The 25,196-nt window shown below is 40.4% G+C and carries 22 protein-coding genes and 1 pseudogene; 16 read left to right on the top strand and 7 right to left on the bottom strand.

Annotated elements, in window-relative coordinates; genetic code table 11:
- Window positions 1-19: 19 nt before the first annotated feature.
- Window positions 20-394, bottom strand: a complete 375-nt coding sequence (locus KV40_RS21760; RefSeq protein WP_036485925.1) for a DUF1830 domain-containing protein — start codon at window positions 392-394, stop codon at window positions 20-22.
- Between the two features lie 674 nt (window positions 395-1,068).
- Here KV40_RS21760 and KV40_RS21755 point away from each other — a divergent pair.
- The 7 genes from KV40_RS21755 (at window position 1,069) to KV40_RS21725 (ending at window position 10,674) form a co-directional block, all read left to right on the top strand.
- On the top strand, window positions 1,069-2,640 hold the full coding sequence (locus KV40_RS21755; RefSeq protein WP_036485922.1) for a photosystem II high light acclimation radical SAM protein: 1,572 nt from the start codon (window positions 1,069-1,071) through the stop codon (window positions 2,638-2,640).
- Window positions 2,641-2,719: 79 nt separating this feature from the next.
- Complete coding sequence (locus KV40_RS21750) at window positions 2,720-4,093, top strand: DICT sensory domain-containing protein (protein ID WP_036485920.1); 1,374 nt, start codon at window positions 2,720-2,722, stop codon at window positions 4,091-4,093.
- A gap of 60 nt (window positions 4,094-4,153) precedes the next feature.
- Entirely contained in the window at window positions 4,154-4,804 is a 651-nt protein-coding gene (locus KV40_RS21745) for a pentapeptide repeat-containing protein (RefSeq protein ID WP_253274342.1), read from the top strand.
- A 767-nt stretch (window positions 4,805-5,571) separates the two neighbouring features.
- The gene (psaK, locus tag KV40_RS21740) at window positions 5,572-5,847 is read left to right on the top strand and encodes a photosystem I reaction center subunit PsaK (RefSeq protein ID WP_036485916.1); all 276 of its coding nucleotides are present in this window, start codon (window positions 5,572-5,574) and stop codon (window positions 5,845-5,847) included.
- A gap of 186 nt (window positions 5,848-6,033) precedes the next feature.
- Entirely contained in the window at window positions 6,034-6,759 is a 726-nt protein-coding gene (locus KV40_RS21735) for a molecular chaperone DnaJ (RefSeq protein WP_253274341.1), read from the top strand.
- Between the two features lie 338 nt (window positions 6,760-7,097).
- Entirely contained in the window at window positions 7,098-8,852 is a 1,755-nt protein-coding gene (gene mutL / locus KV40_RS21730) for a DNA mismatch repair endonuclease MutL (RefSeq protein ID WP_036485914.1), read from the top strand.
- Window positions 8,853-9,054: 202 nt separating this feature from the next.
- Window positions 9,055-10,674 (top strand): IS1634 family transposase, encoded by a 1,620-nt coding sequence (locus KV40_RS21725; RefSeq protein ID WP_036484208.1) that lies wholly within the window; start codon window positions 9,055-9,057, stop codon window positions 10,672-10,674.
- A 166-nt stretch (window positions 10,675-10,840) separates the two neighbouring features.
- Here the strand turns inward: KV40_RS21725 and KV40_RS21720 are convergent, their stop codons facing one another.
- Window positions 10,841-11,782 carry an aldo/keto reductase gene (locus KV40_RS21720; RefSeq protein WP_036485912.1) on the bottom strand — a complete coding sequence of 314 codons (942 nt, stop codon included), beginning with the start codon at window positions 11,780-11,782 and terminating at the stop codon, window positions 10,841-10,843.
- A 109-nt stretch (window positions 11,783-11,891) separates the two neighbouring features.
- On the opposite strand from KV40_RS21720, the gene KV40_RS37030 reads away from it, so the two are divergent.
- The 4 genes from KV40_RS37030 to KV40_RS21705 all read left to right on the top strand — a co-directional run bounded on the left by KV40_RS37030 (window position 11,892) and on the right by KV40_RS21705 (window position 13,255).
- Window positions 11,892-12,020: a hypothetical protein gene (locus KV40_RS37030; protein ID WP_256381155.1), complete on the top strand. Its 129-nt coding sequence runs from the start codon at window positions 11,892-11,894 to the stop codon at window positions 12,018-12,020.
- Between the two features lie 171 nt (window positions 12,021-12,191).
- Complete coding sequence (locus KV40_RS21715; RefSeq protein ID WP_036485910.1) at window positions 12,192-12,518, top strand: DUF433 domain-containing protein; 327 nt, start codon at window positions 12,192-12,194, stop codon at window positions 12,516-12,518.
- Window positions 12,502-12,837 (top strand): DUF5615 family PIN-like protein, encoded by a 336-nt coding sequence (locus tag KV40_RS21710; RefSeq protein ID WP_036485909.1) that lies wholly within the window; start codon window positions 12,502-12,504, stop codon window positions 12,835-12,837. The genes KV40_RS21715 and KV40_RS21710 overlap by 17 nt, the downstream gene beginning before the upstream one ends.
- 178 nt (window positions 12,838-13,015) lie before the next feature.
- Window positions 13,016-13,255 (top strand): hypothetical protein, encoded by a 240-nt coding sequence (locus KV40_RS21705; RefSeq protein ID WP_036485908.1) that lies wholly within the window; start codon window positions 13,016-13,018, stop codon window positions 13,253-13,255.
- 61 nt (window positions 13,256-13,316) lie between these two features.
- On the opposite strand, the gene KV40_RS21700 is transcribed toward KV40_RS21705, so the two are convergent.
- Entirely contained in the window at window positions 13,317-13,850 is a 534-nt protein-coding gene (locus KV40_RS21700) for a hypothetical protein (protein WP_052055820.1), read from the bottom strand.
- On the opposite strand from KV40_RS21700, the pseudogene KV40_RS21695 reads away from it, so the two are divergent.
- Window positions 13,822-14,094: pseudogene (locus KV40_RS21695) on the top strand (hypothetical protein); the annotation flags it as partial. The gene KV40_RS21700 and the pseudogene KV40_RS21695 sit on opposite strands and share 29 nt — an antisense overlap.
- 34 nt (window positions 14,095-14,128) lie before the next feature.
- On the opposite strand, the gene KV40_RS21690 reads toward KV40_RS21695, so the two are convergent.
- Complete coding sequence (locus tag KV40_RS21690) at window positions 14,129-16,048, bottom strand: GTPase family protein (RefSeq protein ID WP_036485906.1); 1,920 nt, start codon at window positions 16,046-16,048, stop codon at window positions 14,129-14,131.
- Between the two features lie 405 nt (window positions 16,049-16,453).
- On the opposite strand from KV40_RS21690, the gene KV40_RS36295 reads away from it, so the two are divergent.
- Together KV40_RS36295 and KV40_RS21680 are read left to right on the top strand one after the other, a co-directional pair.
- Complete coding sequence (locus KV40_RS36295; protein ID WP_052055819.1) at window positions 16,454-17,299, top strand: MgtC/SapB family protein; 846 nt, start codon at window positions 16,454-16,456, stop codon at window positions 17,297-17,299.
- Window positions 17,300-17,706: 407 nt separating this feature from the next.
- Complete coding sequence (locus KV40_RS21680; protein WP_036485905.1) at window positions 17,707-19,137, top strand: ABC transporter substrate-binding protein; 1,431 nt, start codon at window positions 17,707-17,709, stop codon at window positions 19,135-19,137.
- Here the strand turns inward: KV40_RS21680 and KV40_RS21675 are convergent.
- Together KV40_RS21675 and KV40_RS21670 are read right to left on the bottom strand one after the other, a co-directional pair.
- Window positions 19,129-20,601: a DASS family sodium-coupled anion symporter gene (locus tag KV40_RS21675; RefSeq protein WP_081942905.1), complete on the bottom strand. Its 1,473-nt coding sequence runs from the start codon at window positions 20,599-20,601 to the stop codon at window positions 19,129-19,131. The two genes, KV40_RS21680 and KV40_RS21675, sit on opposite strands and share 9 nt — an antisense overlap.
- The gene (locus tag KV40_RS21670) at window positions 20,601-21,821 is read right to left on the bottom strand and encodes a ketopantoate reductase family protein (RefSeq protein ID WP_036485904.1); all 1,221 of its coding nucleotides are present in this window, start codon (window positions 21,819-21,821) and stop codon (window positions 20,601-20,603) included. Before KV40_RS21670 ends, KV40_RS21675 begins: the two co-directional genes overlap by 1 nt.
- Before the next feature lie 560 nt (window positions 21,822-22,381).
- Between KV40_RS21670 and KV40_RS21665 the strand changes: the two genes are divergently transcribed.
- Both KV40_RS21665 and KV40_RS21660 read left to right on the top strand, forming a co-directional pair.
- Entirely contained in the window at window positions 22,382-23,359 is a 978-nt protein-coding gene (locus KV40_RS21665; RefSeq protein WP_036485903.1) for a hypothetical protein, read from the top strand.
- A 62-nt stretch (window positions 23,360-23,421) separates the two neighbouring features.
- A complete protein-coding gene (locus KV40_RS21660) occupies window positions 23,422-24,168 on the top strand; it encodes an isoprenyl transferase (protein ID WP_036485901.1) in 747 nt (248 codons plus the stop codon).
- A 122-nt stretch (window positions 24,169-24,290) separates the two neighbouring features.
- Here the strand turns inward: KV40_RS21660 and KV40_RS21655 are convergent, their stop codons facing one another.
- On the bottom strand, window positions 24,291-25,157 hold the full coding sequence (locus KV40_RS21655; protein WP_036485899.1) for an SDR family oxidoreductase: 867 nt from the start codon (window positions 25,155-25,157) through the stop codon (window positions 24,291-24,293).
- Window positions 25,158-25,196: the final 39 nt, after the last annotated feature.

Genomic DNA, 25,196 nt, shown 5'->3' with positions numbered 1-25,196 from the left:
AGGGTAATTTCAATTACGCTTAAACGGTAGTCTGATAATGAAGTGTATCGTTTTCTACAGTTGATTCGTTTTTGAAGCTATGGTTGGAATTCTTGTTTTCAATAGCGGCAGTCGAGCTATTGTGAGATGATTCACGACGCTGCTCTTGTACTAAGAGCCTGGTGCATGGTATTGTATCAGAAAGAATTGCACTTGCCATCATTCCTGAGTGTATTTCTAACAAAGCAGAAGCCAGAGCCTCAAATACCAGCCTCTGACCTGGAAAAACTACTCGTTCAAAGTACCAATTTGGTATATTTGTAATGCGAGCCACCTGAATGCGGCTAGTTGAGTTGACGTAGCAGCAAAGAATATTGTCTTCTCCTTGAGGTAAGGAATCTAGTATTTGAGCCATAATTATTTAATCGTTTTATATTAGTTCTGTTATTACTTTTGATAAGCTAACACTTCTAGTTCGTAGTAGCTGTAAAAGGGAATACCAATATAAAATATACTTAACATTCTGTAGCCTATTATAACTTTTAATAGTTTTTTTAAAATTTAGTTTGCTTGATGATTTTCTAAAGAGTTTTAGTTTTCAAAGTATAGGGATCGAGCTTTCGATAGAGACTGCAACAATATTTTGGCTGTTGGTGTTGGTAATGGTAATAATACCAATTTAGATAATTTTAAAAGCCTCGAAGGCTTCAAGTAATTAATTTAACCAGTGTGTGGAAAAAATAAAAAAACCGTTGCAGTCAACAATTTGTTTGGTTTAACTGCGTATTGTTTTTTGTCATCTATCTTTAGATAGACAACACAGAGACATTGTTATGCAATCTTTGTATTACTTTCGTCTTCAATGGTTCATATAGCTGGCAATACACTGCATAAACAGCGACAAGAGCCTATAAAAACTTCGATAACCGATCGGGCAATCGGTCAATAATTGTTTACTTAGTTGATTGTGAATGATAATCTCGCTAAAGTTAAGTTATATAAACAAATTAAATTTTTATAAACTCAAACTTAATCTTAATTGCGAGTTCGCTCGCCAAAGTTATAAAAAGTACACCATAGCTTAAAGTAATGACACAACGAATTTTATATGTTCGACTGCCCTGCAATCCGATCTTTCCTATTGGTGTTGTCTATCTTGCAGACCACGTCCATAAACTCTTTCCGCAGATAGAACAAAAAATTTTCGATCTGGGAACGGTACCGCCTTTAGATTTCAATCGGGCATTAGATAGCTGTATCGATCGCTTTAAGCCTACTTTACTAGTATTTTCCTGGCGAGATATTCAAATTTACGCCCCAGTAGGTGGCAGAGGAGGAAATCCCCTGCAAAATGCCTTTGAACTTTACTATGCTAAAAATCCTTTAATCAAACTAAGAGGAGCTTTAGGTGGACTCAAAGTCGCTACTGCTTACTACGGAGAGCTATGGCGCAATATTGGTTTAGTTAAACGAGGACTGAAGCGAGCGCGAAAATATTGTCCCCAAGCCCGGATGGTAGTTGGTGGTGGCGCAGTTAGCGTATTTTACGAACAATTACAGCGGCAGCTACCCAAAGGAACGATTGTTTCGGTGGGCGAAGGCGAAACCTTATTAGAAAAATTATTGCAGGGAAAAAATCTTCAAGGCGAGCGTTGTTACATCGTCGGCGAACAGCCCAGAGAAGGATTAATTCATGAATGGCCTACTCCTTTAGAAAAAACTGCCTGTAACTACGATTACATAGCTAAAATTTGGTCGGAATTTAACTATTATCTTCAGGAAAACGACTTTTATATCGGCGTACAAACCAAAAGAGGCTGTCCCCATAACTGTTGCTACTGTGTTTATACCGTAGTTGAGGGCAAACAGGTCAGAATTAATCCTGCCGATGAAGTAGTCAGAGAAATGCGTCAGCTGTACGACAGAGGGATTCGTAATTTTTGGTTTACCGACGCGCAGTTTATTCCCGCCCGTAAATTTATACCAGATGCGATCGAACTATTGCAGAAAATTCTCGATTCTGGAATGAAAGATACTCATTGGGCAGCCTATATTCGTGCAGATAATCTTACCCCAGAACTCTGCGAATTGATGGTTAAAACAGGCATGAACTATTTTGAAATTGGTATTACTAGCGGTTCTCAAGAATTAGTTCGCAAAATGCGGATGGGCTACAATTTACGTACCGTTTTGCGAAACTGTCGGGATTTGAAAGCCGCGGGTTTTAACGATTTGGTTTCGGTTAACTATTCGTTTAACGTAATCGACGAAACTTATGAAACCATTCGTCAGACAGTAGCCTATCATCGCGAGTTAGAAACAATTTTCGGTGCCGATAAGGTAGAACCAGCTATTTTCTTTATCGGACTTCAGCCCCATACCCATTTAGAAGAATATGCTTTCGAGCATAAAGTACTCAAACCAGGCTATAACCCAATGAGTTTGATGCCCTGGACGGCAAAAAAACTGTTATGGAATCCCGAACCGCTTGGTTCTTTTTTTGGAGAAGTTTGTCTTCAGGCTTGGCAGCAAAATCCCAACGACTTTGGACGAGAAGTCATGCAAATTTTAGAAGCTAGATTGGGACATACCCCCTTAGAAGCAGCACTTTCTGCTCCTGTAAAATCTAATCAGCAAAAATTAACAACAACAGTTAGATAATTTATATATAACTTTGCAGCACATCAAAAACTCGCGCGATCGCGTACTATTTTTTTTACAAAATAACTAATTGCAAAATATGTTAAAAGGTTCGATATTACAAAGATTAAATGAAGCTCATCGCGGCGACGAAAAACCCCTGAATTTAGGAGTCTACTATAAAAACACTTTGGTAGCTTTATGTCATGCTTTAGAAGATTTTATTTTAGAGTCACAACAAAGCCCGCCACTGATGATTACTGCTTTTCAGCGCGGTAAGTGGTATTTAGAAGAAGCAGACCGCTACGGCGACATCGCTAAAAAAGCCGATCGCATTGTCATTATGGCTGCGTCCGAGTCTGGTTTTGAAACTCATGCTACCAGCCAACAAGACAATGTAGATCTAATTCATCTGCAACCCGACGATCCAGTAGGGCGCGAATGGCACCTGATAATTCTATCTCCTACTTATACGGCGATGGTTCTCTGTCAAGAACTATCGGAAGCCGATTATGGAAAACAAAAGCCTCAAGAAGATTTAGAACGTAAATTCTACGGTTTTTGGACATTCGAGCCAAAATTAGTTCGCGAAACGATTGATATAGCTATCGACCATATTGAAAATTATCGACCCGATCTGGCTGAAATGCTGGCAAAAAAAGCACGAGCCGTTAACTCCCAATTTAATGCTAGACGGAGAGACGATATCGATGCCGTAGTATCGTTAGTGGTTAAATACCTCCAGGCTTCCCAGGAAAACCTGCACCAACCAGAAACAGCAGCCGACCACGATATGTTTCAGGAGTTGGATAACAACATAGTCTCCAACGGCTTGCAGGCTTTTTTACGGATGGCACAGCTTTTAGATCGCACCGATGTCAACAACCCGATGGCGGCTTCGGAAGTGACGGCAATGGCAGAAGCGATGGCACAACTGCTCGATCTTCCTGCCTGGCAAGCCAAACGCCTGCATTTAGCTGGCTTGTTACATCGTGTTGGCTTACCTAAATTAACTAGAAACGATCGAAATTCTTCTGCCCAACAAGAAATTTTGCAACGGGAAGATTCCTTACCTAAAGCCTCAGTGTTACGAGTTATGCCCCAACTCGACGCAATTTCCAAAATTTTGCTCCATCAGCGCGAAGCTTGGGACGGTTCGGGGATTCCTGCGGGTTTGGCACACGATGATATTCCTTTAGAATCACGAATTATCGGTCTACTGGCGGATTTTCAGCAGAAAATGAGAGCTTACCAGCAATATGCCAAAGACAAAAACCACTACGCTCAAGCTTTAGAAGATTGTCAGACTTTAGCAGGTAGGAGATACGATCCCAAACTGGTAGAAGCTTTAAATTTATTAGTTATGGGGTTACAGCAGGGCATGAGCCTACAAACCTATCAACCCAAAATTTCTGGCGGTATGTGGCTGATAAATTCCGAAAAAATCGCCGATAGTTCGACCTTATCATCCTAAAACAAACCGAAGTATAGCTGAAAAATTTAAACTTTAATTATTTAAAAAATGACAACTATTATGACAACTGAAGTAGAAACAATTCGAGCGGGGGAAAGCAAACAATTTCCAGGAGTAGATTTAGAAGACGAAGATCTCTCTAGCTGCCAGTTAGAAAAAGTTAATTTTGCTGGAGCTAATTTAGTAGGTGTCAATTTATCACGCGCTAATCTTAAAGGAGCCAGACTAGACGGAGCTAATCTTTTAGGGGCGCGGCTCGAATTAGCAGATTTGAGAGCCAATTTTCTGGGCGCGAGTTTGATGCAAGCCGATTTGAGTAATGCTGACTTACGCGGTGGCAATCTTCGCGGTGCCAATCTTATGGGAGCAAAATTGTCTCGTGCTTCTCTGGCAGGAGCTTTCTTGAGCGGCAGTAATCTATCTGGAGTCAATTTTCAGGGTGTAGACTTGCGTGGTGCCGATCTCAAAGGTGCTAATCTCAACGGTGCTAATTTAAAAGGTGCCAATCTGTCTCAAGCTGATTTACAGGGAGCTAATCTTAGTGAAGCCAACTTAGAAGAAGCTGATTTGCGAGGAACCAACCTGGCAGGAGCTAATTTAACTGGTGCCAATTTACTGTGCGCCGAAACCGATGGTAGTAATTTAGACGGCGTTAATTTGGAGCGAACCTGTATTATCGGTACGGCAATCTCCAAAGCTAAAAAAAGCTAGATTAGCTTGGTATTACAGCAGTTAATCGAACATTAGACATTGACGAGCGACCCTGCTTCAGGGGAGCCATCGCATACGGCGGCGTATTTCCTCAGCAAACGTCCGTCTGAAGCTTTCGAGGTTTCCTCAAAAAACGCGGACTTAGGAACGCGCAAGTTGAGCATTGATAAATGCTAAATGTTAATTGCTCAATGAAATGACGGGACTGGTCGGATTTGAACCGACGACCTAGCGCTTCAGATTGGTGTGAGTTTCCCCACTCTCTGGACTATCTCTTCACCCTGGACACGATCTATAAAATGCGATAAATGTCTTTAGGTGGCGATCGTTATGTTGTAGGTATGAGCGAATTTTTTTTAACTATTAATTTTGTCAAATTTTTCTTGTTTGATACCTACAACTAGTCTCTGCACCTTCTCTACCAAGAAATATAGAGCTTGGCTCAAGATTACCTTGTTCGACAGCGCGAATTTAGGCTTCCTTGAGTTAGATCGCATTCATCAATGAAGTTTCCTTCATCATGCCCGATTGTTCAGGAGGCGCTTGCTCTATCCTGCTGAGCCACAGCCCCAAGAAGAGTCACATTTACAGATTTTAAACCAGATTTTACCTGGGGAGCCAGAATTTGTCGCTGGAAATTATTTTTAGATAAAAAACTTTACTTAATTAACAAATATTGCAACCCCTATTGGTAATTGATATTTGTACGGCGTTAAGAAATATAATAATCCTCAATTTGACATTATAAATTTAGTGGAGAAATTGATTTGACTTATTTAACTTTATTAGCAGCAACTTCAACCCCAAATACGGTTTCCTGGAGTCCCAAAGTTGCAATAGTGATGGTACTGTGTAATGTTTTAGCGATCGCTTTAGGCAAATTTGCTTTGAACAACTATAGTGCCTACAGCGCAGAACCAGGTTTACCTTCTCCCCAATTTTTTGGCGGTATGGGCTTACCAGCATTACTAGGTACTACTAGCCTGGGTCACATGATCGGTGCTGGAGTTATTTTGGGACTTGCTAATATTGGTGCGCTTTAAATTAATTTTTTTTAGCCTAGAGAATAGAGAAAGCTCCGTCATGAAAAGATGGAGCTTTTTTGTAACTTTGTATTAATTTTCTTGGTTGAAACTCTCCTGCGATCGCCAGCTAGTTTCAGACAATCGAAGTTTCCCCCGATAAAATGGTTGGAGTAAGACTGTCCTCAAGTAGAGTCAACTTTTGTAATGACTGCCAAACACATGAATTTAGCTGATGCGATCGCCACAACCAAATCTCAGTTAGATCGGGTTGAAGCCAGGGAAAAAGCCAATCAACAAGAACAAGCCAGCATCAACCAGCGCGTCCAACAACTAGAACGGGAAATACAAGAAAAACATTTACGTCAGAGTCAGCTAGATGAAGAAGCAATTCAGTTATACAGTCAGGCAGAAACTTTAAGACTAAAACTCGGCAAGTTAGAGCGTATTGTCCAGTTATCTCAAGAATTTCAAGATTTACAGTCGGAGTGTAGCCAAGATCGAGGTTTGCTAGATGCCTTGTATACTTCGGTATTGAAGTTTCAGCCAGAATCAGTTGCAGAAAGAGACAACAACTGGCAGACTTCAGATAGTACCAATTTCAGCAACGAAGGCAAAGAAAATTTTCCCTTAACGATCGATCGCATCAAACAAAATCTACCCAATGCCGAAAAACTGTACCAACAGTTAGTTGCCAAACACGTGGAAACTTTTCAAAGCTATCAAAATTTTTGGGTCGATGGTTTGGATTTAATTTGGTGTTCTCTAGCATTTATTGCTTTTGGGCGGTCGTCCTATCGGCAGATGGGCTTAAAATTTCATCCCGACCGTCAAGGTTCCGAACGCTCGATGCAGTTAATTAATACCGCCTGGGAAATTTCTCAACAGTATTTTGAAGATATGGGAACTAATAGTACCGCTTCGCTTAAGTAGCGAGTAGCAAGTAGCAAGTAGCAGTTATGTCTCTAGTTAAATTATTGATTTACCAGCAAAGTAGCAAAGAGTTAATTGCTATCTACTATCTATTACTTGTTATTTAAATAAGTTGGTCGCTCGTTTTTTGCTGGTAGGCTTATTAAAGCCCTCGTCTACAAATATTTCAACTTTATAAAATTAGGGTAAGTAGAGATGCAGGATTATCTGTTTGAAGTTCTTCCAAACAAATAACCTAAAAACACGTTAAAAATAAACAATAGAGCAAAATCAACGCATTCTGCCAAGGCTTCCTCGGCAGGCTGCGTTGATATCATAAAGGATAAATAATAAAGCTTATGCTTGGCGAGATACGAGCTTTACCAGCCGAAGTAGTCGATCTGATTGCTGCTGGAGAAGTAATTGATTCTCTCGCAGCAGTCGTGCGCGAGTTGGTGGAAAATTCCTTAGATGCAGAGGCAAATCGTATTAGCGTATCTATAGTTCCCGAATCCTGGCAGGTAAGGGTCACAGATAACGGAAAAGGTATGTCTCTTAAAGACCTCAAAGCTTGCGTCAAACCACACAGTACCAGCAAAATCCGTAGCCGTGAAGATCTCTGGCACATAACTAGCCTGGGTTTTCGCGGTGAGGCACTCCATAGCATCGCTCAAGTAGCACAGTTAGAAATTTGTAGCCGTAGTTCGGCAGCAGATAGCGTAGGCTGGAAAGCTAGCTATAAGCAAGGAAAGTTAGTGACAGAAGAAGCTGTAGCGATCGCGCCTGGTACGACTGTAACCGCGATCGATTTATTTGAGAAAATCCCCGTACGTCGTCGGGGTTTGCCGCCATTTCCCCAGCAGTTAAAAACGATTCAAAAAATAATTTATCAAATTGCCCTGTGTCATCCTCAAGTTACCTGGCAAATTAAACTGCAAGAAAAATTGTGGTTTAGTCTCAGTCCTGGAAAGAATGCCAGAGATATTTTGCCCCAAATTTTAAAAAGAATCAAACACGACGATTTACACTATCTCAAGTTAGAAATTCCCACGCCTTCAAATGAAAGTGAAATGCGGGAAGATACGGAAACTGAGAGATTGGGCGAATGGCTGACGGAAACTAACGACAACTCTCAGTCTCCCTTAGAATTGATAATTGGTTTGCCCGATCGCTGTCATCGTCATCGAGCCGACTGGGTTAAAGTAGCAGTAAATCGTCGCTTCGTGCGCTCGCCAGAATTAGAACAGACAATGTTAAACGGTATGGCAAAAACCCTGCCGCGCGATCGCTTTCCCGTCTGTTTGTTGCATTTACAAACCTGTCCCAGCCAGATTGACTGGAATCGTCATCCAGCCAAAACTGAAATCTATCTGCATTCTCTGACTTACTGGCAAACAGAAGTAGCGCGGGCGATCGAGCGGGCATTAAAGTTCGATAGCGATAATCTTCCCCAGGTAGTGAGCGATCGCCGCATCGGTAAAATACTTCAGGTAGCCGAAGCTAGAGGTAAATACCATCTCAATAATGAGCTAAATCCGCCTTTGATTGGGATAAAAAAACCTAAAATTAGCTCTCTTACTCTAAAAGTGGTCGCTCAGGTCAATAAAACCTATATTGTTGCCGAACACGCTACTGGAATGTGGCTAATCGAACAGCATATCGCTCACGAAAGAGTATTGTACGAACAGCTACAGGACGACTGGCAGTTAGTTCCCATAGAAACTCCTCTGGTTTTAAATAACTTGATTCCCAGACAAATCGAGCAGCTAGAGAAATTGGGTATGGCGATCGAACCTTTTGGCGAGAATTTATGGGCGGTCAGAAACATACCGCAAATGCTGGCGCGTAGAGAAGATTGTAGCGATGCTCTACTGGAGTTAAGCTGGGGTGGCGACTTACGAACCGCTCAAGTTGCTACTGCCTGCCGTAGTGCCATCCGCAACGGTACGCCTTTAACGATGGAGGAGATGCAAAATCTAGTTAATTGCTGGCAAGCGACCCGCAATCCCCGCACCTGCCCTCACGGTAGACCAATTTATCTCTCTCTAGAAGAAACCGAACTATCTAGGTTTTTCCGCCGTCATTGGGTAATTGGCAAGAGTCACGGTATTTAATAGTCAAAAGCTAAAAGCGGCGAGAACCACAGAGCCTAACGGCTCAAAGTCGCTACGCGACGCTTGCGCGGGCGACACAAGGGCTTGAAGTAAACCGACATTCCGCAGAAATAAAAAAATAACTGAATAATTATCGGAAGAATCAAGTCTGGATATCAAATCAAGTTAAATTAAAGAAAAAGTTGATGGTATGTTAAAAATCATGACACCATCAACAGCAGAAGTAAAAGTTAAAGACCTAAATCACTGTGGAATAATCGCAGGAATAATTGATGAAATTGGGCTAGTAGAGGAAATAGACAAAATTATCGCTTCTCATGGCAACCAAAAAGTAACAACAGGGCAAGCAGTGAAAGCCATGATTATCAATGGCTTGGGCATGATTAGCTCTCCATTATATCTGTTCCCAAAATTCTTTGAGGGTAAAGCTACAGAACATTTACTGGGGGAAGGAATATTACCAGAACATCTTAATGACGATTGCCTTGGTAGAGCCTTGGATAAATTGTACCAAGAGGGAGTAACCAAAGTATTTGTAACAGTAGCATTGACCGCAGCCCAGAAGATGGGAGTCAAGCTCAACAGTTTACATCTTGATTCGAGTTCATTTCATGTCGATGGAGAATATCTTGAAACAGAAGAAATAGACCCAGAGCCAGGAAGAATTAGAATCAAATACGGCTATTCGAGAGATCATCGACCAGACTTAAAGCAATTTATTATCGATCTGATGTGCAGTGGAGATGGAGATGTACCTTTGTACCTCAGAGTTGCAGATGGCAATGAAGCAGACAAAAGTGTTTTCCCAAAGCTAATTCAACAATTCAAACGGGAATGGAATCTAGATACATTATTCGTAGCCGATGCGGCTCTTTATAGCGCGGATAACCTTCAGCAAATCCAGTCTTTACAATGGCTTTCACGAGTACCTGCAACAGTTAAAGAAACTACTACTTTACTGACATTGCCCGATGAATTGTTTGACCATAGCACTATAGATGGATACCTGATTGCTGAATGTGGTAGCTATTACGGGAGTGTAAAACAACGTTGGTTAATCGTTGAAAGCAAGAAACGAAAACAATCAGACCTTCATCAATTGTCCAAGCGTCTAACAACAAAGAAAAATCAAGCTCAAACTCAATTAAAGCAATTATGCCGACAAAAATTTGCCTGTCAGCCTGATGCGGAAAAGGCAGTACAAAATCTGAGAAAAAAACTAAGATTTTATCAACTTGATGATGTGAAACTAATTCCACATTTTAGTCACGGCAAATCTGGTAGACCCCCTCAAAATCAACTCCCAACTCAGGTTCATTACCAAATTGATGCTAGTTTGATTCCTAATCTAAATGCTATTGCTCTAGAAGAACGAAAAGCAGGAAGATTTATTCTGGCAACTAATGTCTTGGACAAACATCAGTTGAGCAATGACCAATTGTTGATTGAGTATAAAGCACAACAATCTACTGAGCGAGGTTTTCGATTTCTCAAAGAGCCTTTGTTCTTTACCAGTAGTGTTTTTCTTAAATCCCCAAAACGGATTGCTGCTTTGGCAATAGTTATGGGCTTATCTCTTTTAGTTTATAGTCTGGGTCAACGTGCTTTACGACTAGCTTTGGCAACCGCAGGGCAAACTATTCCTAATCAGTTGGGCAAACCGACTACTTCCCCTACTCTACGTTGGGTTTTTCAATGCTTTATGTCGGTTCATCTTGTTTCCTTCGGTGGAGTCAAACAAATTAGTAATCTTACTAGTGAACGAAGTCACATTCTTCAGTTTTTTAATTCCTATTGTCGTCAATATTATCTGCTCTCTTAAACTTTTCTGCGGAATGTCGGGTAAATTCAAGCCACGCGCCCTTGCGAATGCGCTGTTCGGCGAAAGACGCAAGGGAACGCTCGCCAAGAAGTCAAAAGTTAAAACTAAAATGCTTAATATCGAACAGTAATCTTTAAATTTTAGTCATATCTCAGCAACTATTAGTTTAAGGAGATGTCATGGAATCAAGTTGACGAACATCTTCGTCACTGAGTTGCCAGGTAGCTGCTTCAGCATTATCCTTAGCTTGTTTGGGGTTTTTAGCACCAGGAATGGGAATAACATCGCCTTGAGCGATTAGCCAATTGAGAGCTACTTGAGCGGGTGTTTTATCGTATTTTTCTCCGAGTTGACGCAATAAAGTTAATACTGGTTCGATTTTTTTTAAGCCCGATGAGGAAAAGCGGCGATCTAGTTTTCTCGCTCCCTGTATTGGCTGAGAATTATCTGGAGTGTATTTTCCTGTAAGCAATCCTTGAGCTAGAGGACTATAAGCTAAAATAGTAATTCCCAATTGACGCGCCGCATCGAGAATACCTTTTGATTCGATTTGCCGTGTAATCAACGAGTAACGAACTTGATTGACGGCGAGAGGCACTTCGTATTTTGCTAATAGAGAGTGCGCTTGCTGCATCTGTTCTGCCGAATAGTTGCTAACTCCCACACTAAGAATGCGTCCGCGTTTGACTTCTGAAGCTAAAGCTTCCATCAGTGTAGACTGACTCATAAAAAAGCTAAAGGGCGTATGTACTTGATAGAGTGCAATTTGCTCTACTTGTAAGCGTTCTAAACTGGCAGTCAAAGCATCGGATACCGCTTGTTTGTTAAATCTCCAGGGTAGAGGAAAATATTTAGTCGCTATTTGGACGGGAGCATCGGTTTGTTTTAAAAATCTACCGATTAATTTTTCGGACTCTCCTAACCCATAAACCTCGGCAGTATCAAAAAACGTCGCACCATTCTCTACAGCAGCCTGAAAAGCTTTCTCGACATCTGCTGCATCGTAATCGCTGCCATAATCCCAGAACAGGCGATCGCCCCATGACCAAGTACCAATACCGATAGCGGGTAGAGAAATATTACCGACAGAAACTTGAGGTGTTGTCATTTATGATTGATTAAACTTGTAGTTATGTTTGGATCGTAGAAAATATTAAGATAAATAGCCAAGCGATCGCTCTCCTTTTCCTTTAATGAATTAGCTGTAAGTAATATGAATGAAAAAGAACAACTTTCAAATTCGTTCTTTAGATACAACTAGATTTCCTCCCAAACCAGCAGGACAATTAACCATAGAAAAAATGAATGAAATTGAGGCTGCTGTTCGATACTGTTTGGGGCTTTAAAAAAATTGTAAATTATAAGGAAGCGATCGCCATACCTTTAGTGAGATCGCTTTACTCATTCTTTTGTTACTAATAACCGCGATCGCTCTAACTCGAACATCTTAAATGCGCTCGCACTACATTAATGCTTGTAAATTAAAATAAAAGATATTTTAATGCCAAATTAATAAAATGTCTCAGCTATCTCTAATTACAGAACACATTGAAATAACTCCTGGCGTATGTGGAGGAAAACCTCGTATTGCAAAACACAGAATTAAAGTACAAGATATTGCGATTTGGCACGAAAGGATGGGAATGTCTCCAGACGAAATTGTATCCAACTATCCTAGTATTTCTCTGTCAGATGTATATGCTGCCTTAGCTTATTATCACGACCATTTAGAAGAAATTAGACAGCAAATAAAAGAAGATGAACATTATGCCAAAGAGTTGCAAGCTAAAACTCCTTCTTTGGTAAAACAGAAGCTTAAAAATTTAGATGGTAGAAAAGATTAAATTTCACCTAGATGAAAATGTTAGAAATGCTATCGCCGAAGGATTACACAGAAGGGGAGTTGATGTAACTACAACTCCCGAACAATCTTTAATTGTTATCTCTGACGAAGCACAATTAAAATTTGCTCTATCTCAAAATAGAGTTGTTTTTACTCAAGATACAGATTTCTTGAAAATGAACCAAGCTGGCGTTACTCATTGTGGTATTTTCTATTGTTCACAAAGTAATAAGTCTATTGGAGAAATTATTAGAGGTCTTATTTTAATTTGGGAATTATTAGAGCCATCCGATATGTTTGGTAAAGTCGAATTTATTTGAAGAACGGTCTTGCGATTTTTTGAGGGGATCGCGTTATTTCACTAATCGCTTTACTCATTCTTTTGTTACTAATAACCGCAATCGCTCTAGCCAAACATCCTAAAAGCGATCGCATATTATGCAAATTTTTAGTTTTAAGATGATTACATTTGGAAAGATAGAAATCGATCGACTTTAGTTGTTGCGTTTTTCTCTATCAGATGATCGTGCTATAAGAAAAAAAATTGAAGCTATTCTCTTAGTAGAAGTCAAACAAAGTAATGTAGAAAGATTGCTAAAATTAACAGAACGCGATCGCCAAGCAGGAGATAAAGTAGAAATTAATTCTTGGGCATTACGTGACAATCGCTTAGAGTTAAGCATGGATAGACGCAGACAAATTCTTAGTTCTGCTTTTGCTGAAATTAAATTAGAGTAAAAACAGTTTTATAATAAATTGGGTCACAATTTGTTTGTCGAAATAATCAATCGACAATATTTTAAATTACTCTATCGAACAAATAAAAACGACAGTAGCTATAAACATAATAAAAGTCGATCGCGATAACAATTCCTTTAGTAATAGGCGATTTTAACAAACTAATAACTATAGGATTTACTGCCAACACTAAAGCCATTTCAATAAAGGCTACATACTTGGAGTAGTGGTTGGCATCCCAATAAGAAAGGGGACTGATAAAACGATAGTTGCTAAAGGGGAAAAAGTGTCGATGTGCGTCATGGTTGTGAACTGGTAAATCTAATAAATCGTGGCATACCATGCTGATGCACAAAATCATTCCAGGCTTCCAGTCGAGATAATAAAAAATAATCGCACCTATTATCGCGATGGGAATTGAATGAAATAACGCCACTATATTTTGCCAGAAAGGTTCGTAATAAGCTTCCGTCCAAATTTTACTAGCTGGCAGTTTGTAAATGTATTTGGCAACAAAATAAAAAATAAATATTGGTACATCGGGTAAAATGGCACCGATAATAGTGTTAATGTTGTTTACCCTTGGCTTGCTCATTTATGCTTTGGTAGCTGGAGACTGGCAAGAATTCTGGCAGCTTTTTATCTGCGATCGCTTTATTAACGGCATGAGTTTAGCTTTCTGTTTATTTTGTTTTTTATTTCCCGCTATATTGGGTGACGATATGGCTCGTCGCGGTTATTTGAGAAATTCTCAACTGTTTTGGCTGTTCGCATTGGTGCCACTGTTGGGTTCTCTTTTATATCTTTGCTGGCGACCACCCTTACGGGCAACTTCTTAACGAAGTTTGAGAAAAGAATGGAGCGAACAAACTGCTAACTCGATCGCGCTTCCTCTAAGTAATATTGGTATCGCTGGCGCAGCCGATCTACACTCAAATTTTTAGTCCAATATTCTACCAAAGCGTGACCGAATGCCCAGGCATTGCGATCGGGTGCGGCTTCGTTTTCTAATAGTAATGACCACAAAGAGAGTAAATCGAAGTTACGCAGATTGGGTTCATTACTCAATAAGCCAAATAAATCGTATGCCATTTGGAGTTTACCGATAACTAACGGTAACTGTTCCACAGGAATTTGTTCTGCTAGAGCATAAGCTAAGGCTGGATTTCCTGTAGTCATGGTGGAGATAAATTGCAGTATGGGACTTTTGAGTAAAGCAGTCAATCCCTGAGTGGTAGACATTTGACGGGTGTAGCGGTCGATTATTCTGGCTGCTTCTTTACTGCGAGTTTCGCGATCGCGCATGAATCGAGCTAGACGCAGTTGTTTGGCAGGGTCGATCGCCTTTAAGATTTCTGTCGATAAGGCTTCTACGTTCCAAGGGTTACGGTCACTACCTTTGTCTGCGGTAACGAGGGGTAAAATTGGCTGGCAGATGTCTCCGAGTAATTCGGCGCGGTATTGAGTAGCTTCGCGAATCGATTTTTCTTTGGGGCGATCGCCCTGTTGCCAACTATAAGGCGGATTCCACTCACGGATGGGACGCAGGCGATCGACTTGGGTAACAATAGCGATCGCTGGTAAATCTGCTACTGTCTCTTTAAGTTCGGCGATAAAATCTACATCCATCTGGAGGGCGGGATCGAGAGCGGGGGTAACGAGTAATAACAAGTCGGCAGTGGAGGCATATTCGAGTACTTCTTGTTTTAATTCCGCACCGTTTACTTGTTCGTAACCAGGGGTATCCCACAGGTTTAAAGTTTCTTTAGAGTCACTCATCCAACGATAATTTTGAATGCGATCGGTACTGGGTAAAACATCTACCTCTGCTTTTTCGGCTCGAAATAAAGTATTAATGACGCTGCTTTTGCCCGCTCCCGTTCTTCCTACTAACAAAATACTGACTGGTTTTCGCTCGACTGCTTCAACGGGTTCGGCAGTTTCAATAATTTCTTTGAGGGTTTTAGTTTTGGCTTTAGGTAAGGTGGGTTCGGAAACAACTTCGGGAAGGGTTATAGTTTCTTTACCATAAAGTGCGATCGCCTGTTGACAGAGATTTTTTAAAGCCGTTTCTCTAATTAGCTGACCTAAATTTGCCACTAACTGTTGGTTAGCTTGAACATTAGAATATTTACTGGCTCGTTTGGCAACAGCAGCAACAGGGTTTAACAGCCACTGCGACCAATTAAAAACTTTACCTAGTTTGCGTGCCGATGGTTCTAACTTGCGGTATACCTCATAGGCTTCGTAGGCTTGTCCGATGGAAACTCGTTCTAAAACTGGGGTTAATTTTTGCATCAGGCGATCGGTATCGTCTACCGTACCGCGAATCAGTCCGTATGCTTGAGGAATATAAATATTTAATAGGGGTCGTTTGACTTCGGGATGATAGGCTTGCGACACCTTAGTTACCAATTCCTGGCATCGCTGCCAAAAAAGCTGCCAGTCTTCCCAGATAGGAGGATCGTCTTTAGTAGCTGCTATTACCTGTTGTAAAGCTGTGCGAACTTGGTTAGCAGCCTCGGTATTGCTTCCAGCTTTTAAAGAATTTTCTGTATCTGTAGTTAGTTCTCGTTCGGCTTCCTCGATTGTCGCTTCGAGTTCGGCAAGTGGGGGTTTTGTCCATTTTGCTAATAGCCATCGCCAAACCGCAAAGATTAAAATTACTATGCCCCAAATCCAGTTAATTCCCCAACGATGAATTTGCCAGCCTGCTGCGACTAACAAAAAAATGACAATTGTGGCGATCGGTAATGCTAATATGGCTAACTGCCAAGGTTTGAGGCGAATCATGGCTTTATTCCTCTAATATTAAACCCCCGATCCAAGTTTAGCGTTTCATCATTGACGCAGCGAAGAATAAGCGCAGTTAAGTTTTTTTTAAATTCTAAAAAAGTTAATCTCTAGTTAACCTTAATAAAATTAAAGAAAGATATAATATCTCAGGTTTTGTATTAATAATCCATAATTTACACACTCGATCGAATTAAATTTCGTAAAAACTATAATTGCAGTTCATTAAATGAATCCTAATTTATGGTAAATTAACGCGAAATTATAGCAGTGGACAAAAGAATTAGGATACCCCTGTATCAACGAACAATTCTTCAATTAATAATGAACAATTGACTTTTGCTATTGCAGTCGATCGAGCCAGCGATTTAGCAATGAGGGGTTGATTTTTCAGCCAAGAAAATAATGAACTGGATAGAATTTTTGATTCGCTCGGTCGTTGCTTTTATCCTGGGAATGGGAATAGGTATTGAAAGACAATGGCTTAAAACCAGGTCTGTCCTAAAAACCAATGTGTTAGTAACTTTGGGTGCAGCTATGTTTGTCATGCTGTCGGTAATGACTCCTGGAGATGCTAGTCCTACTCGTATTGCCGCGCAGGTGGTTTCTGGGATCGGTTTTCTTGGTGGAGGAGTGATTTTACGCGAAGGTGCTAGCGTACGCGGAATCAACACCGCAGCTACGCTTTGGTGTGCGGCGGCTATTGGCTCTTTAGTTGGTGCTGGTTTTTTGGTTCAAGCTTACTTTGGTACTCTGGCAGTTGTTGGGGCAAATTTAATGTTACGACCTATGGTACAGGTGTTTCAAAAAAAAATCGATCGCCAACTAGATCTTTCCCATACTAACAATGGGACAATTGAAACTAAAAGCGATTCTAATTCTAAACAATTTCTGGAAACGGATAACGAAAGATACGGTTTTGATGAAAAGCCAGCATTAATGATGTTGCAATCGCGCCATAGCTATCGATGTCGTTTTACTTGTCATCCTCAAGATGAAAGCAAAGTATTGTCTAAGTTGTGGGAGTTTTTGCTAGAGTCAGAAGCGATCGATTTGAACTCTATTAAAAGTCATCAACTTCAAAGCCAACCGCAACGCGTAGAGATATTAGTAAATTTTCAGATACTAGAAATCAAAGAAAACTTCAATTTAATTGGTTCGCTGGCTAATATTTTGCAAGCAATAGTAACTCATGATTCTCTCGATTGGGAATTTTCTAAAGAAAAGGCAGAATATACTTCTAAGTATTAATAAGTATTAATTACCGAACTAAAGTCAGTATTCGGTAACAATTTTTACGTAAAACTACGGTTGAATCTAAAACTTGATTTTGAGATCCTAATATCGGTATTATTAAAGCACTAAATAAACTATTTACATTGAATATATCTAAATAAACAATGCTTTATGGATAGTCGAGGGTCTAAGCTGGAATAACGGTAAGTTTTTATTAGCTTAGTATTTTTACTCTCTTTCTTATTTAGTGCTGTTGTCGGTCATTCAATATTTTTACAGAAGTTGCTCGCGCTCTAGAAGTTTATTTGTAGCTCGATAGTACGAAGCGCAAACACACCAGGTTAAAGTAAGGTTTTGGTTGAATATCCCTCGATATTTAGCTCGCTCTTACTCGGCAAGAATCTTTTCTAAAGTGAATAAATATGTTGCACAAGTTAAAGGTCGATCGCAAGAATATTGTTTTGTTCGTTTACGTAGTAATACTATGTTTGTTGGGACCTTTGATAATAGTAATCAATCAGAATAGTAACAAGTTAACAGAGCAATTTAAGCAACAGAACGATAAGCCCAAACAATCTCTAGCTACCAGAATGAGTAGTGGCGATCGCCTTTTAATTACAGCAGACATTAATCCTGTCAAGCAATCTGCAGTTCAAGCTTATGCCTCCCAAGACTATCAAACGGCAGTAGAACAGTTTCAGGCTTCCCTAAAAATTAATTCTAACGATCCCGAAGCCTTAATTTATTGGAATAATTCCCTTGCCAAACTCCAAGGTGAAACAGTCAAACTTGCTACCAGCGTGCCAATTGGTGGCAATTTGGATGTAGCCAAAGAAATACTGCGGGGTGTAGCTCAAGCTCAAACCCAAATCAATCGTAATGGCGGCATCAATGGCAAATTAGTAGAAGTAACAATAGCCAATGATGACAATGTTCCAGAAATTGCCAAACAAATCGCTACAGAACTGGTTAAAGATGAAAGCATTTTGGCAGTAATCGGACATAATGACAGCAATGCTTCTGTTGCTGCCGCACCCATCTATCAAGCAGGAGAGTTGGTAATGATTACGCCGACTAGCTCGGCAGAAAATTTACCAAACCTTGGTAGTTATATTTTCCGCGCCACTCCCAATACGAGAGCCTTAGCAGAGCCGCTGGCTGAATATGCGAGCGATATCGCTCGCAAAAAAGATATTGCCGTTTGTGCCGATTCTCAATCGGAAGTAAGCCAATCGTTTCAAAAAGAGTTTACCTGGGCAATTTACAGTCGTGGTGGTAGTATAAATCCCATCGAATGCGATTTTTCGGCAGCAAATTTCAATCCCAGTCAAATTCCCTCTGAGGCAATTAGTGCTGGTGCCGATGCTTTGCTGCTCGCGCCATCGGTTCGCAGCGTCAATCGAGCAATTGAAGTGGCTAGAGCCAACCAGGAAAGACTGACTTTGCTCGGCAATCACTCTCTCAACACCTATCAAACCCTGCAAGAGGGACAAAAAGAAGTAAATAGTATGGTGTTGTCTGTAGCCTGGGATGCTAAATCGAATACCAATAACGCTTTTGCTCTAGATGCCCAAAAACTTTGGGGAGGAGCGGTAAACTGGCGTACGGCAATGGCTTATGACGCGACACAAATAGCAGTTGCAGCGATAAAGCCAGGTAACACTCGCCAACAGGTACAAATGGTATTGAGCGATCCGCAGTTTGTAACTGAGGGAGCGACAGAATTAATTCAATTTCTACCTTCTGGCGATCGCAACATGAAAGGCACGTTAGTTAAAGTCGAGCCAGGAACGCGATCGGGTACTGGCTATGATTTTGTCTTGCTCCAACCACCCACGCAAGCTTTAAAATAAACCTAGAACGCGCCACCAGATACCGCCAATAACTAGCCAAACTGGTAAATAAATTAGACTCAGAATTAAACCGACTCTGCACCAGGTAGCAGCTTTGATATAACCAGCACCATAATAAATTGGTGCTTCGGCAGTGGCATAATGAGTCAAACAACCAGATAAATTCATCGAACAAGCTAAAATCAAAGCGGCATAAAAAGGTGGAGTACCAAAAGAAAGGGCGATCGGTAATAAAGCAGGATACATCGCACTGGTAAAAGCTGCCTTGCTGGCAAAAAAATAGTTACTGTAAAAACTAACTAAACTCAATAATACAAAAGCTAGTTGTCCTGGTAAATTATCGATCGCATTAGCTAAAGATTGTGTTGCCCAAACAATCAAATTCAGTCGATAGAGATTGGTTGCCAACATCAGCAAAATTGAAAACCAAATAAAAATATCCCAAGCTTGGCGTTCGGAAACCACATCATCCCAGGTTAAAACTCCAGCTAGCAATAATAACATCACTCCTAAAATAGCAGTAGTCGCACTTTCAATTGCCAGCCATTTACTCCCGAAAGTCCACAGCGATAGTAAAAAAACTAAAATAGCCATCATCGACCATTCGCTTAGTTTTACTCTACCCATTTCGGTTAACTTAGTTCTTGCCAAGCTTGCGGCTTCAGGAGTTTGCTTAATCTCAGGGGGAGAGCAAAAATACACAACTAACGGCATAATCGCCAGACTGATTCCTCCAGGAACGCTAGCTGCCACTGCCCAAGTCATCCAGTCAAGTTTAATTCCCATCTCACCAGCAAATTCAGCCATAAAGGGATTGGCTACCATTGCCGTAAGAAACATTGCTGTAGTAATTTGAGTACCTTGATAGCCAGTCTGCATCAAAAACGTGCCGATACGATTAGCCGTACCCCGACTGGGTTCGCTTTCATAGACACTAGCTAAAGATCTGACTACGGGAAAAATTACGCCACCAGCCCTGGCATTACCGCTAGGAATAGCAGGAGCGAGAACTAAATCCGTAGCTAACAAACCATAACTCAACAGCAGCGTATTTTTACCTATAGCGATTGTAAACCAATAGGCAATACGAGTCGCCAGACCTGTTTTAATAATCCCTCTGGCAATCAGAAACGAACTTAGCGTCAGCCAGGAAGTAGTGCTACTAAAACCACTTAATGCACTTTCAAGTTCCAGGGTATTGGTAGTTACGCAGGTGACTAAAGCAATAAGGGCTACTACGCCAATTGGTAGGGGTTTGATAATAAAACCGCTGACAGTTGCTAAAAAAATTGCCAGTAAATGCCAGGCTCGGACATCGACATTATTAGGAACGGGAGCAAACCAAATAATAGCTCCCAGTAAAATTGGTAGTAAAGTGGCAATTAGCTGTCGATCGCGGAAACGGTAATTCGATTGAAGTTTGGCTTTTGAAACCTGACTAGACTTCTCTTTGCCATCTAGCATCAAGCTACGTTCTGCTCTAAAGCAGACACATTGATCTGAATCAGACGAGCGAGTAAAGCCGAAATTTTACTTTTATCTAAAGCTGGACTCTGACAAGCTTCATCGGTAAGCACACAATAACCAAAGGCAGGATCGAAAGTAAGAATATTAAATTTACTACTGGCTCTATTAAGCGCATAACTTTGCCCGAATTGCAGTAATACTGCCAGACTATCGAGAGTTGGAGTTTTAATACCCGCTATTTCTGCCATTTCTACAGGCGCGGTAATCAGACTGATTTCTCCCTGTCGTCTGCGAGCAAAATCTTGGGCTAAAGAAGGAAGATGTCTTTGGCTTCCTGGCTCGGTGATATAGGCATAAACTTTTGCTTCCGAAGGTAAATCGGCTTTTTTAATGCCATAAATAAGAAAAATTTGCCGTAATTCTGCCACAATAATACCGATCGCATTATTGACATAAGCATTAGCGGTCAATTCGGCGATCGCACAATCAGTTAATGCCGAAAGTACATTAGTAGCAAGATTAATTGCTAGTTTTTGACCTACTTCAGTACGAATGTTTTCGTGGTAGGTAGTTGTCAAGCCATTATTGCTAAGAAGCTGGCATAACTGTTCGACAGTCGATTTTTGAAAATAAGACTGTTGCGGTGTTACCAAACCGACAGACATTTTAGGACTTTTTTTTACCTCGACTCGTCCCCAAGGAGTCTTACTACAGGGAGCTTTGACCACGCAACCAACTAAATGACGGTCGCCAAGTAAAGCCATAATTTCACCATCGGGATCGACACTATGAAGATAAGGACGAGAGCCAATTCGAGCGAGCAAACTAGGATTTAAATCAGACAGATAATTATTGTCGGCAAACCACCAATAGGGAATGCCGTTTTGAGCATGAAAAATGATGGAGTTGCAATCGGAGTGAGCGTGTATGTAGGGTGCGACTGCTGCCAAGCAATTGCTTTTAACGGCGACAACAATAATTTCAAATACTTCTTCTAACTTTTCTGTTATATCGACAAAACGAACTTTTTTGGTATTAGGTAAAATTTGCGTTTTTTCGCCACGAGAGTTAAATAAAAACAAACCGAATTGTTTAATTTGTTTGGTGTAGCTACTACGATCGCGACCTGCAAAAGTTACTTCTACTCCAGCTTTAACTAAAGATGCGCCGATCAAAGTTCCGATAGAACCAATTCCTACAACCATGATTTTGTTCATATTTGCTTTTCCTTTGCAGTAATTATTTTGGTTTGTTTTTTATTGTGCCGTTTTAAATAATCATGTATACAGTTCATTTTTCTGGTTTGGCTTATATATAAGTTTTTTTGCCAAAATTTTAGTTTAAAAATTAAAGTGACACAATTTTCGCGGTCGGTCTAAACAATAAACTTCAGCTTATTTATTTTTTATATTTGAGCCAACAAATAATTATTGAATCTCGATTAAAAACAAGCACAAAAAAACACTTCTTTTTTGAAGCAAAAACTACAAAGAAGTATTTTAATGTGATTTTTTGAAGTTTTATTGTGCCAAGTATAATGCACAATAAACATTTAATTTGATTAAATCTTAAGAAAGCAAATTTAATTTCAGGTTAAGAACAACACCATTTCTGATTAAGATAAGTTCGGAAAATAGCAATTTTGTGTGCGCGCTATAAAACAAACCGACTTTTTCCGACTTTATCCCGAAAAACTCCCGACTATAACCGACTGACAGAAGTTAGATAATTTCATAAGCTGCTTTGTAAGTAATAAAATTACAGTTTGGAGTTAAAGATGAATGACAAAAGTTTGACTAAAGATTTGGCAGGAGAAGTTATTTATAACCCTACTTTTTGGCAAACTAAAGAGAGGATCGATAATTTAGTAGCTAAATATCTTAGCAGCGAACAACTACGCGATCGCCTCGAAGATTTACCCCGACAGTTTCAAGATCCCCAACCCCGTAAATGGCAACCTATAGACTGGCATAAAATTAACCCAGAACAAATAATCGACATCGATTTAGATATCTTTCTCAGCATAATTAAAGGTGCGATCGATACTGAAGCACCAATTCATGATTATACGCAAACCAGCAGACAGTATTTAGAACCCATTCATTCTCTAATGGCGCGATTTGTCGGCGGCGTAGTCAAAGATGGCAAAGTTATCGAAATCGGTTTGTGGGAAAGGGAAGAACGCCAACATACTCCAGCTTTGATTAAAGTATACCGACAGCTTACCAAAGAAAAAATAAATCCCAAATTGCGAACTGTTAGAAGCTATCGAGCCGTAAAAGATCCCTATCGAGATTTGTATGGTCACGGTCTGCACCGCATTATTACCGAATACGGTGCTGTTTGTCTGTATCTCTGGTTGATGGCTCGCACTACTGGCACAATTCAGCAGGTATTAGCCGAATTGCTACAGGATGAAATTAACCACATGACTAAATTCTGGGGGGTTGGTCTTTGGCTGTATCCCAACGCTAATTCTCAGCTAATCGGACATATTTTTAGTCAAATAGCCAGTTTGCTACAGCCTGCCGATAAAAATAGCAATTTAGTAGCTACTTTTCATCGTCTAATGTCGGTGTTAGACTGGCAATCCTGGTCTTCATTGTGCAAAATAGAGACGATCTACACTTTTGTCTGGATTTTACAGCGTATGTCGCAATGGAGTAGTAGCCTAACACCAGAATATTTACAGCCGTTTTGTGCTTCGCCGCAGTTTTTTGATGAGGAGGCGGCGATCGCATTAACCTCAAATTAACAGTTTTTTAATAAAGATATTTCCAGCTTAGCAACTTACCAACTATTACTAAATCTCGTCTCATGACAGCGCAATTATTATCTACTTTACCAAACAAGACCGAATTAAAAATTTTACCCAGGCACGTAGCTGTAATTATGGATGGCAATGGTCGTTGGGCAAAAGCAAAGGGCTTGCCCAGAATTGAAGGGCATCGCCGAGGAGCAAATACTCTTAAGGAAACGCTGCGCTACTGTAAGGATTTAGGAATAGAAACTCTAACCGCTTACGCTTTTTCTACCGAAAACTGGGGTCGTCCTCATACAGAAGTAAGTTTTTTGATGGCATTATTTGAAAAACTGTTACGCAAAGAACTCAAAGAAATGCACCAAGAGGGAGTTCGGATTAACTTTATTGGTGATTTAACCATTTTGCCTCAGTCTTTGCAGCGAGAAATGCAGCACTCAATGGAAGTAACCAAAAACAACAATAATGTACATTTTAATGTGGCAATTAATTATGGTAGCCGTCACGAAATGGTTAAAGCCTGTCGGGCTATCTCTGAAAAAGTAAGACAGGGAAAGTTAGATCCAGAAACGATTGATGAAGATACGATTTCTAACTATCTTTATACTGCCGCCAGTCCCGATCCCGATTTACTAATTCGTACCAGTGGCGAAATGCGTTTGAGCAATTTTTTGTTGTGGCAGTTGGCTTATACAGAAATATACGTTACCGACATTTTTTGGCCCGACTTCGATCGCCAGCAGTTCGATCGCGCATTAAGAGCTTATCAAAAACGCGATCGCCGTTATGGTAAAGTTTTATAGCTCGATATGTTGTCTGAAATTTATAGAAATAGGTTGAATACATAGCTATTCAACCTATCAAAATAACTGTTAATAAATTAGAAATATCGTATTTCTAATTGTTGCGATCGGTGCTAGAAAGTTTAGGCACCGACAACTGCGCCCCCATTAGGATGGAGAACTTGTCCTGTAAAATAGGACGAATCATCAGACGCTAAAAAGACAAAAGCCGTAGCCACTTCTACTGGCTGTCCTGGACGTTTCATGGGCACTTGTTTGCCAAAGCCTTCTACCATTTCGGCATCAAAAGCATCGGGAATAAAGGGAGTCCAAATAGGTCCTGGAGCAACGCCATTAACGCGAATGCCTTTTTCGACTAAAGATTGAGATAGGGAGCGAGTAAATGCCAGAATTGCTCCTTTAGTTGTAGAGTAACTTAGCAGTGCCGCATTACCTTTGTAGGCATTAATCGAGGTAGTGTTGATAATCGAACTGCCTTCTTTTAAATGAGGAATTGCTGCTTTGCACAAGTAAAACATGGCAAAGATATTAGTGCTGAAAATGCTACCCAAACGTGCCGAGTCGATATCTTCTAGCGTCATCGCATCTTCAAGATACTGTTCGGCAGCATTGTTAACTAAAATATTTAGTTTGCCAAATTCATTTACAGTTTTTTGAACTATTTCCTGACAAAGTTCTTCTTTACTAATATCGCCAGGCAGCAGCAAACATTTTTGTCCTTGAGCTTCAACTAGTTCTTTAGTCTTCTCAGCATCGCCTTGTTCGTCTAAATAAGAAATAGCAACATCTGCTCCTTCTTTAGCGTACAAAACTGCTGTAGCGCGACCGATACCGCTATCGCCGCCTGTAATTAGAGCGACTTTACCTTTGAGTTTTTCGCTACCTTTATAGCTATCGCGGTCGTAAATTGGCTTGGGAGTCATTTCTGACTCTAGTGCGGGTTGTCTTTCTTGTGATTGTGCGGGAATTTTATTTGGAGAAATAGTCATATATACTGTGTGATTGTGTGTGCAAAAAGTAAATAGATG

This window comes from Myxosarcina sp. GI1, assembly GCF_000756305.1.
GTDB lineage: Bacteria > Cyanobacteriota > Cyanobacteriia > Cyanobacteriales > Xenococcaceae > Myxosarcina.
This window is presented reverse-complemented; position numbering and strand designations above follow the sequence as displayed.

What these genes read in the sequence shown, in the direction of transcription:
- KV40_RS21760 (WP_036485925.1), bottom strand. Translation starts at nt 394, where the DNA reads ATGGCTCAAATACTAGATTCCTTACCTCAAGGAGAAGACAATATTCTT.
- KV40_RS21755 (WP_036485922.1), top strand. Translation starts at nt 1,069, where the DNA reads ATGACACAACGAATTTTATATGTTCGACTGCCCTGCAATCCGATCTTT.
- KV40_RS21750 (WP_036485920.1), top strand. Translation starts at nt 2,720, where the DNA reads ATGTTAAAAGGTTCGATATTACAAAGATTAAATGAAGCTCATCGCGGC.
- KV40_RS21745 (WP_253274342.1), top strand. Translation starts at nt 4,154, where the DNA reads ATGACAACTGAAGTAGAAACAATTCGAGCGGGGGAAAGCAAACAATTT.
- KV40_RS21735 (WP_253274341.1), top strand. Translation starts at nt 6,034, where the DNA reads ATGACTGCCAAACACATGAATTTAGCTGATGCGATCGCCACAACCAAA.
- mutL (WP_036485914.1), top strand. Translation starts at nt 7,098, where the DNA reads ATGCTTGGCGAGATACGAGCTTTACCAGCCGAAGTAGTCGATCTGATT.
- KV40_RS21725 (WP_036484208.1), top strand. Translation starts at nt 9,055, where the DNA reads ATGACACCATCAACAGCAGAAGTAAAAGTTAAAGACCTAAATCACTGT.
- KV40_RS21720 (WP_036485912.1), bottom strand. Translation starts at nt 11,782, where the DNA reads ATGACAACACCTCAAGTTTCTGTCGGTAATATTTCTCTACCCGCTATC.
- KV40_RS37030 (WP_256381155.1), top strand. Translation starts at nt 11,892, where the DNA reads ATGAAAAAGAACAACTTTCAAATTCGTTCTTTAGATACAACTAGATTT.
- KV40_RS21715 (WP_036485910.1), top strand. Translation starts at nt 12,192, where the DNA reads ATGTCTCAGCTATCTCTAATTACAGAACACATTGAAATAACTCCTGGC.
- KV40_RS21710 (WP_036485909.1), top strand. Translation starts at nt 12,502, where the DNA reads ATGGTAGAAAAGATTAAATTTCACCTAGATGAAAATGTTAGAAATGCT.
- KV40_RS21700 (WP_052055820.1), bottom strand. Translation starts at nt 13,850, where the DNA reads ATGAGCAAGCCAAGGGTAAACAACATTAACACTATTATCGGTGCCATT.
- KV40_RS21690 (WP_036485906.1), bottom strand. Translation starts at nt 16,048, where the DNA reads ATGATTCGCCTCAAACCTTGGCAGTTAGCCATATTAGCATTACCGATC.
- KV40_RS36295 (WP_052055819.1), top strand. Translation starts at nt 16,454, where the DNA reads ATGAACTGGATAGAATTTTTGATTCGCTCGGTCGTTGCTTTTATCCTG.
- KV40_RS21680 (WP_036485905.1), top strand. Translation starts at nt 17,707, where the DNA reads ATGTTGCACAAGTTAAAGGTCGATCGCAAGAATATTGTTTTGTTCGTT.
- KV40_RS21675 (WP_081942905.1), bottom strand. Translation starts at nt 20,601, where the DNA reads ATGCTAGATGGCAAAGAGAAGTCTAGTCAGGTTTCAAAAGCCAAACTT.
- KV40_RS21670 (WP_036485904.1), bottom strand. Translation starts at nt 21,821, where the DNA reads ATGAACAAAATCATGGTTGTAGGAATTGGTTCTATCGGAACTTTGATC.
- KV40_RS21665 (WP_036485903.1), top strand. Translation starts at nt 22,382, where the DNA reads ATGAATGACAAAAGTTTGACTAAAGATTTGGCAGGAGAAGTTATTTAT.
- KV40_RS21660 (WP_036485901.1), top strand. Translation starts at nt 23,422, where the DNA reads ATGACAGCGCAATTATTATCTACTTTACCAAACAAGACCGAATTAAAA.
- KV40_RS21655 (WP_036485899.1), bottom strand. Translation starts at nt 25,157, where the DNA reads ATGACTATTTCTCCAAATAAAATTCCCGCACAATCACAAGAAAGACAA.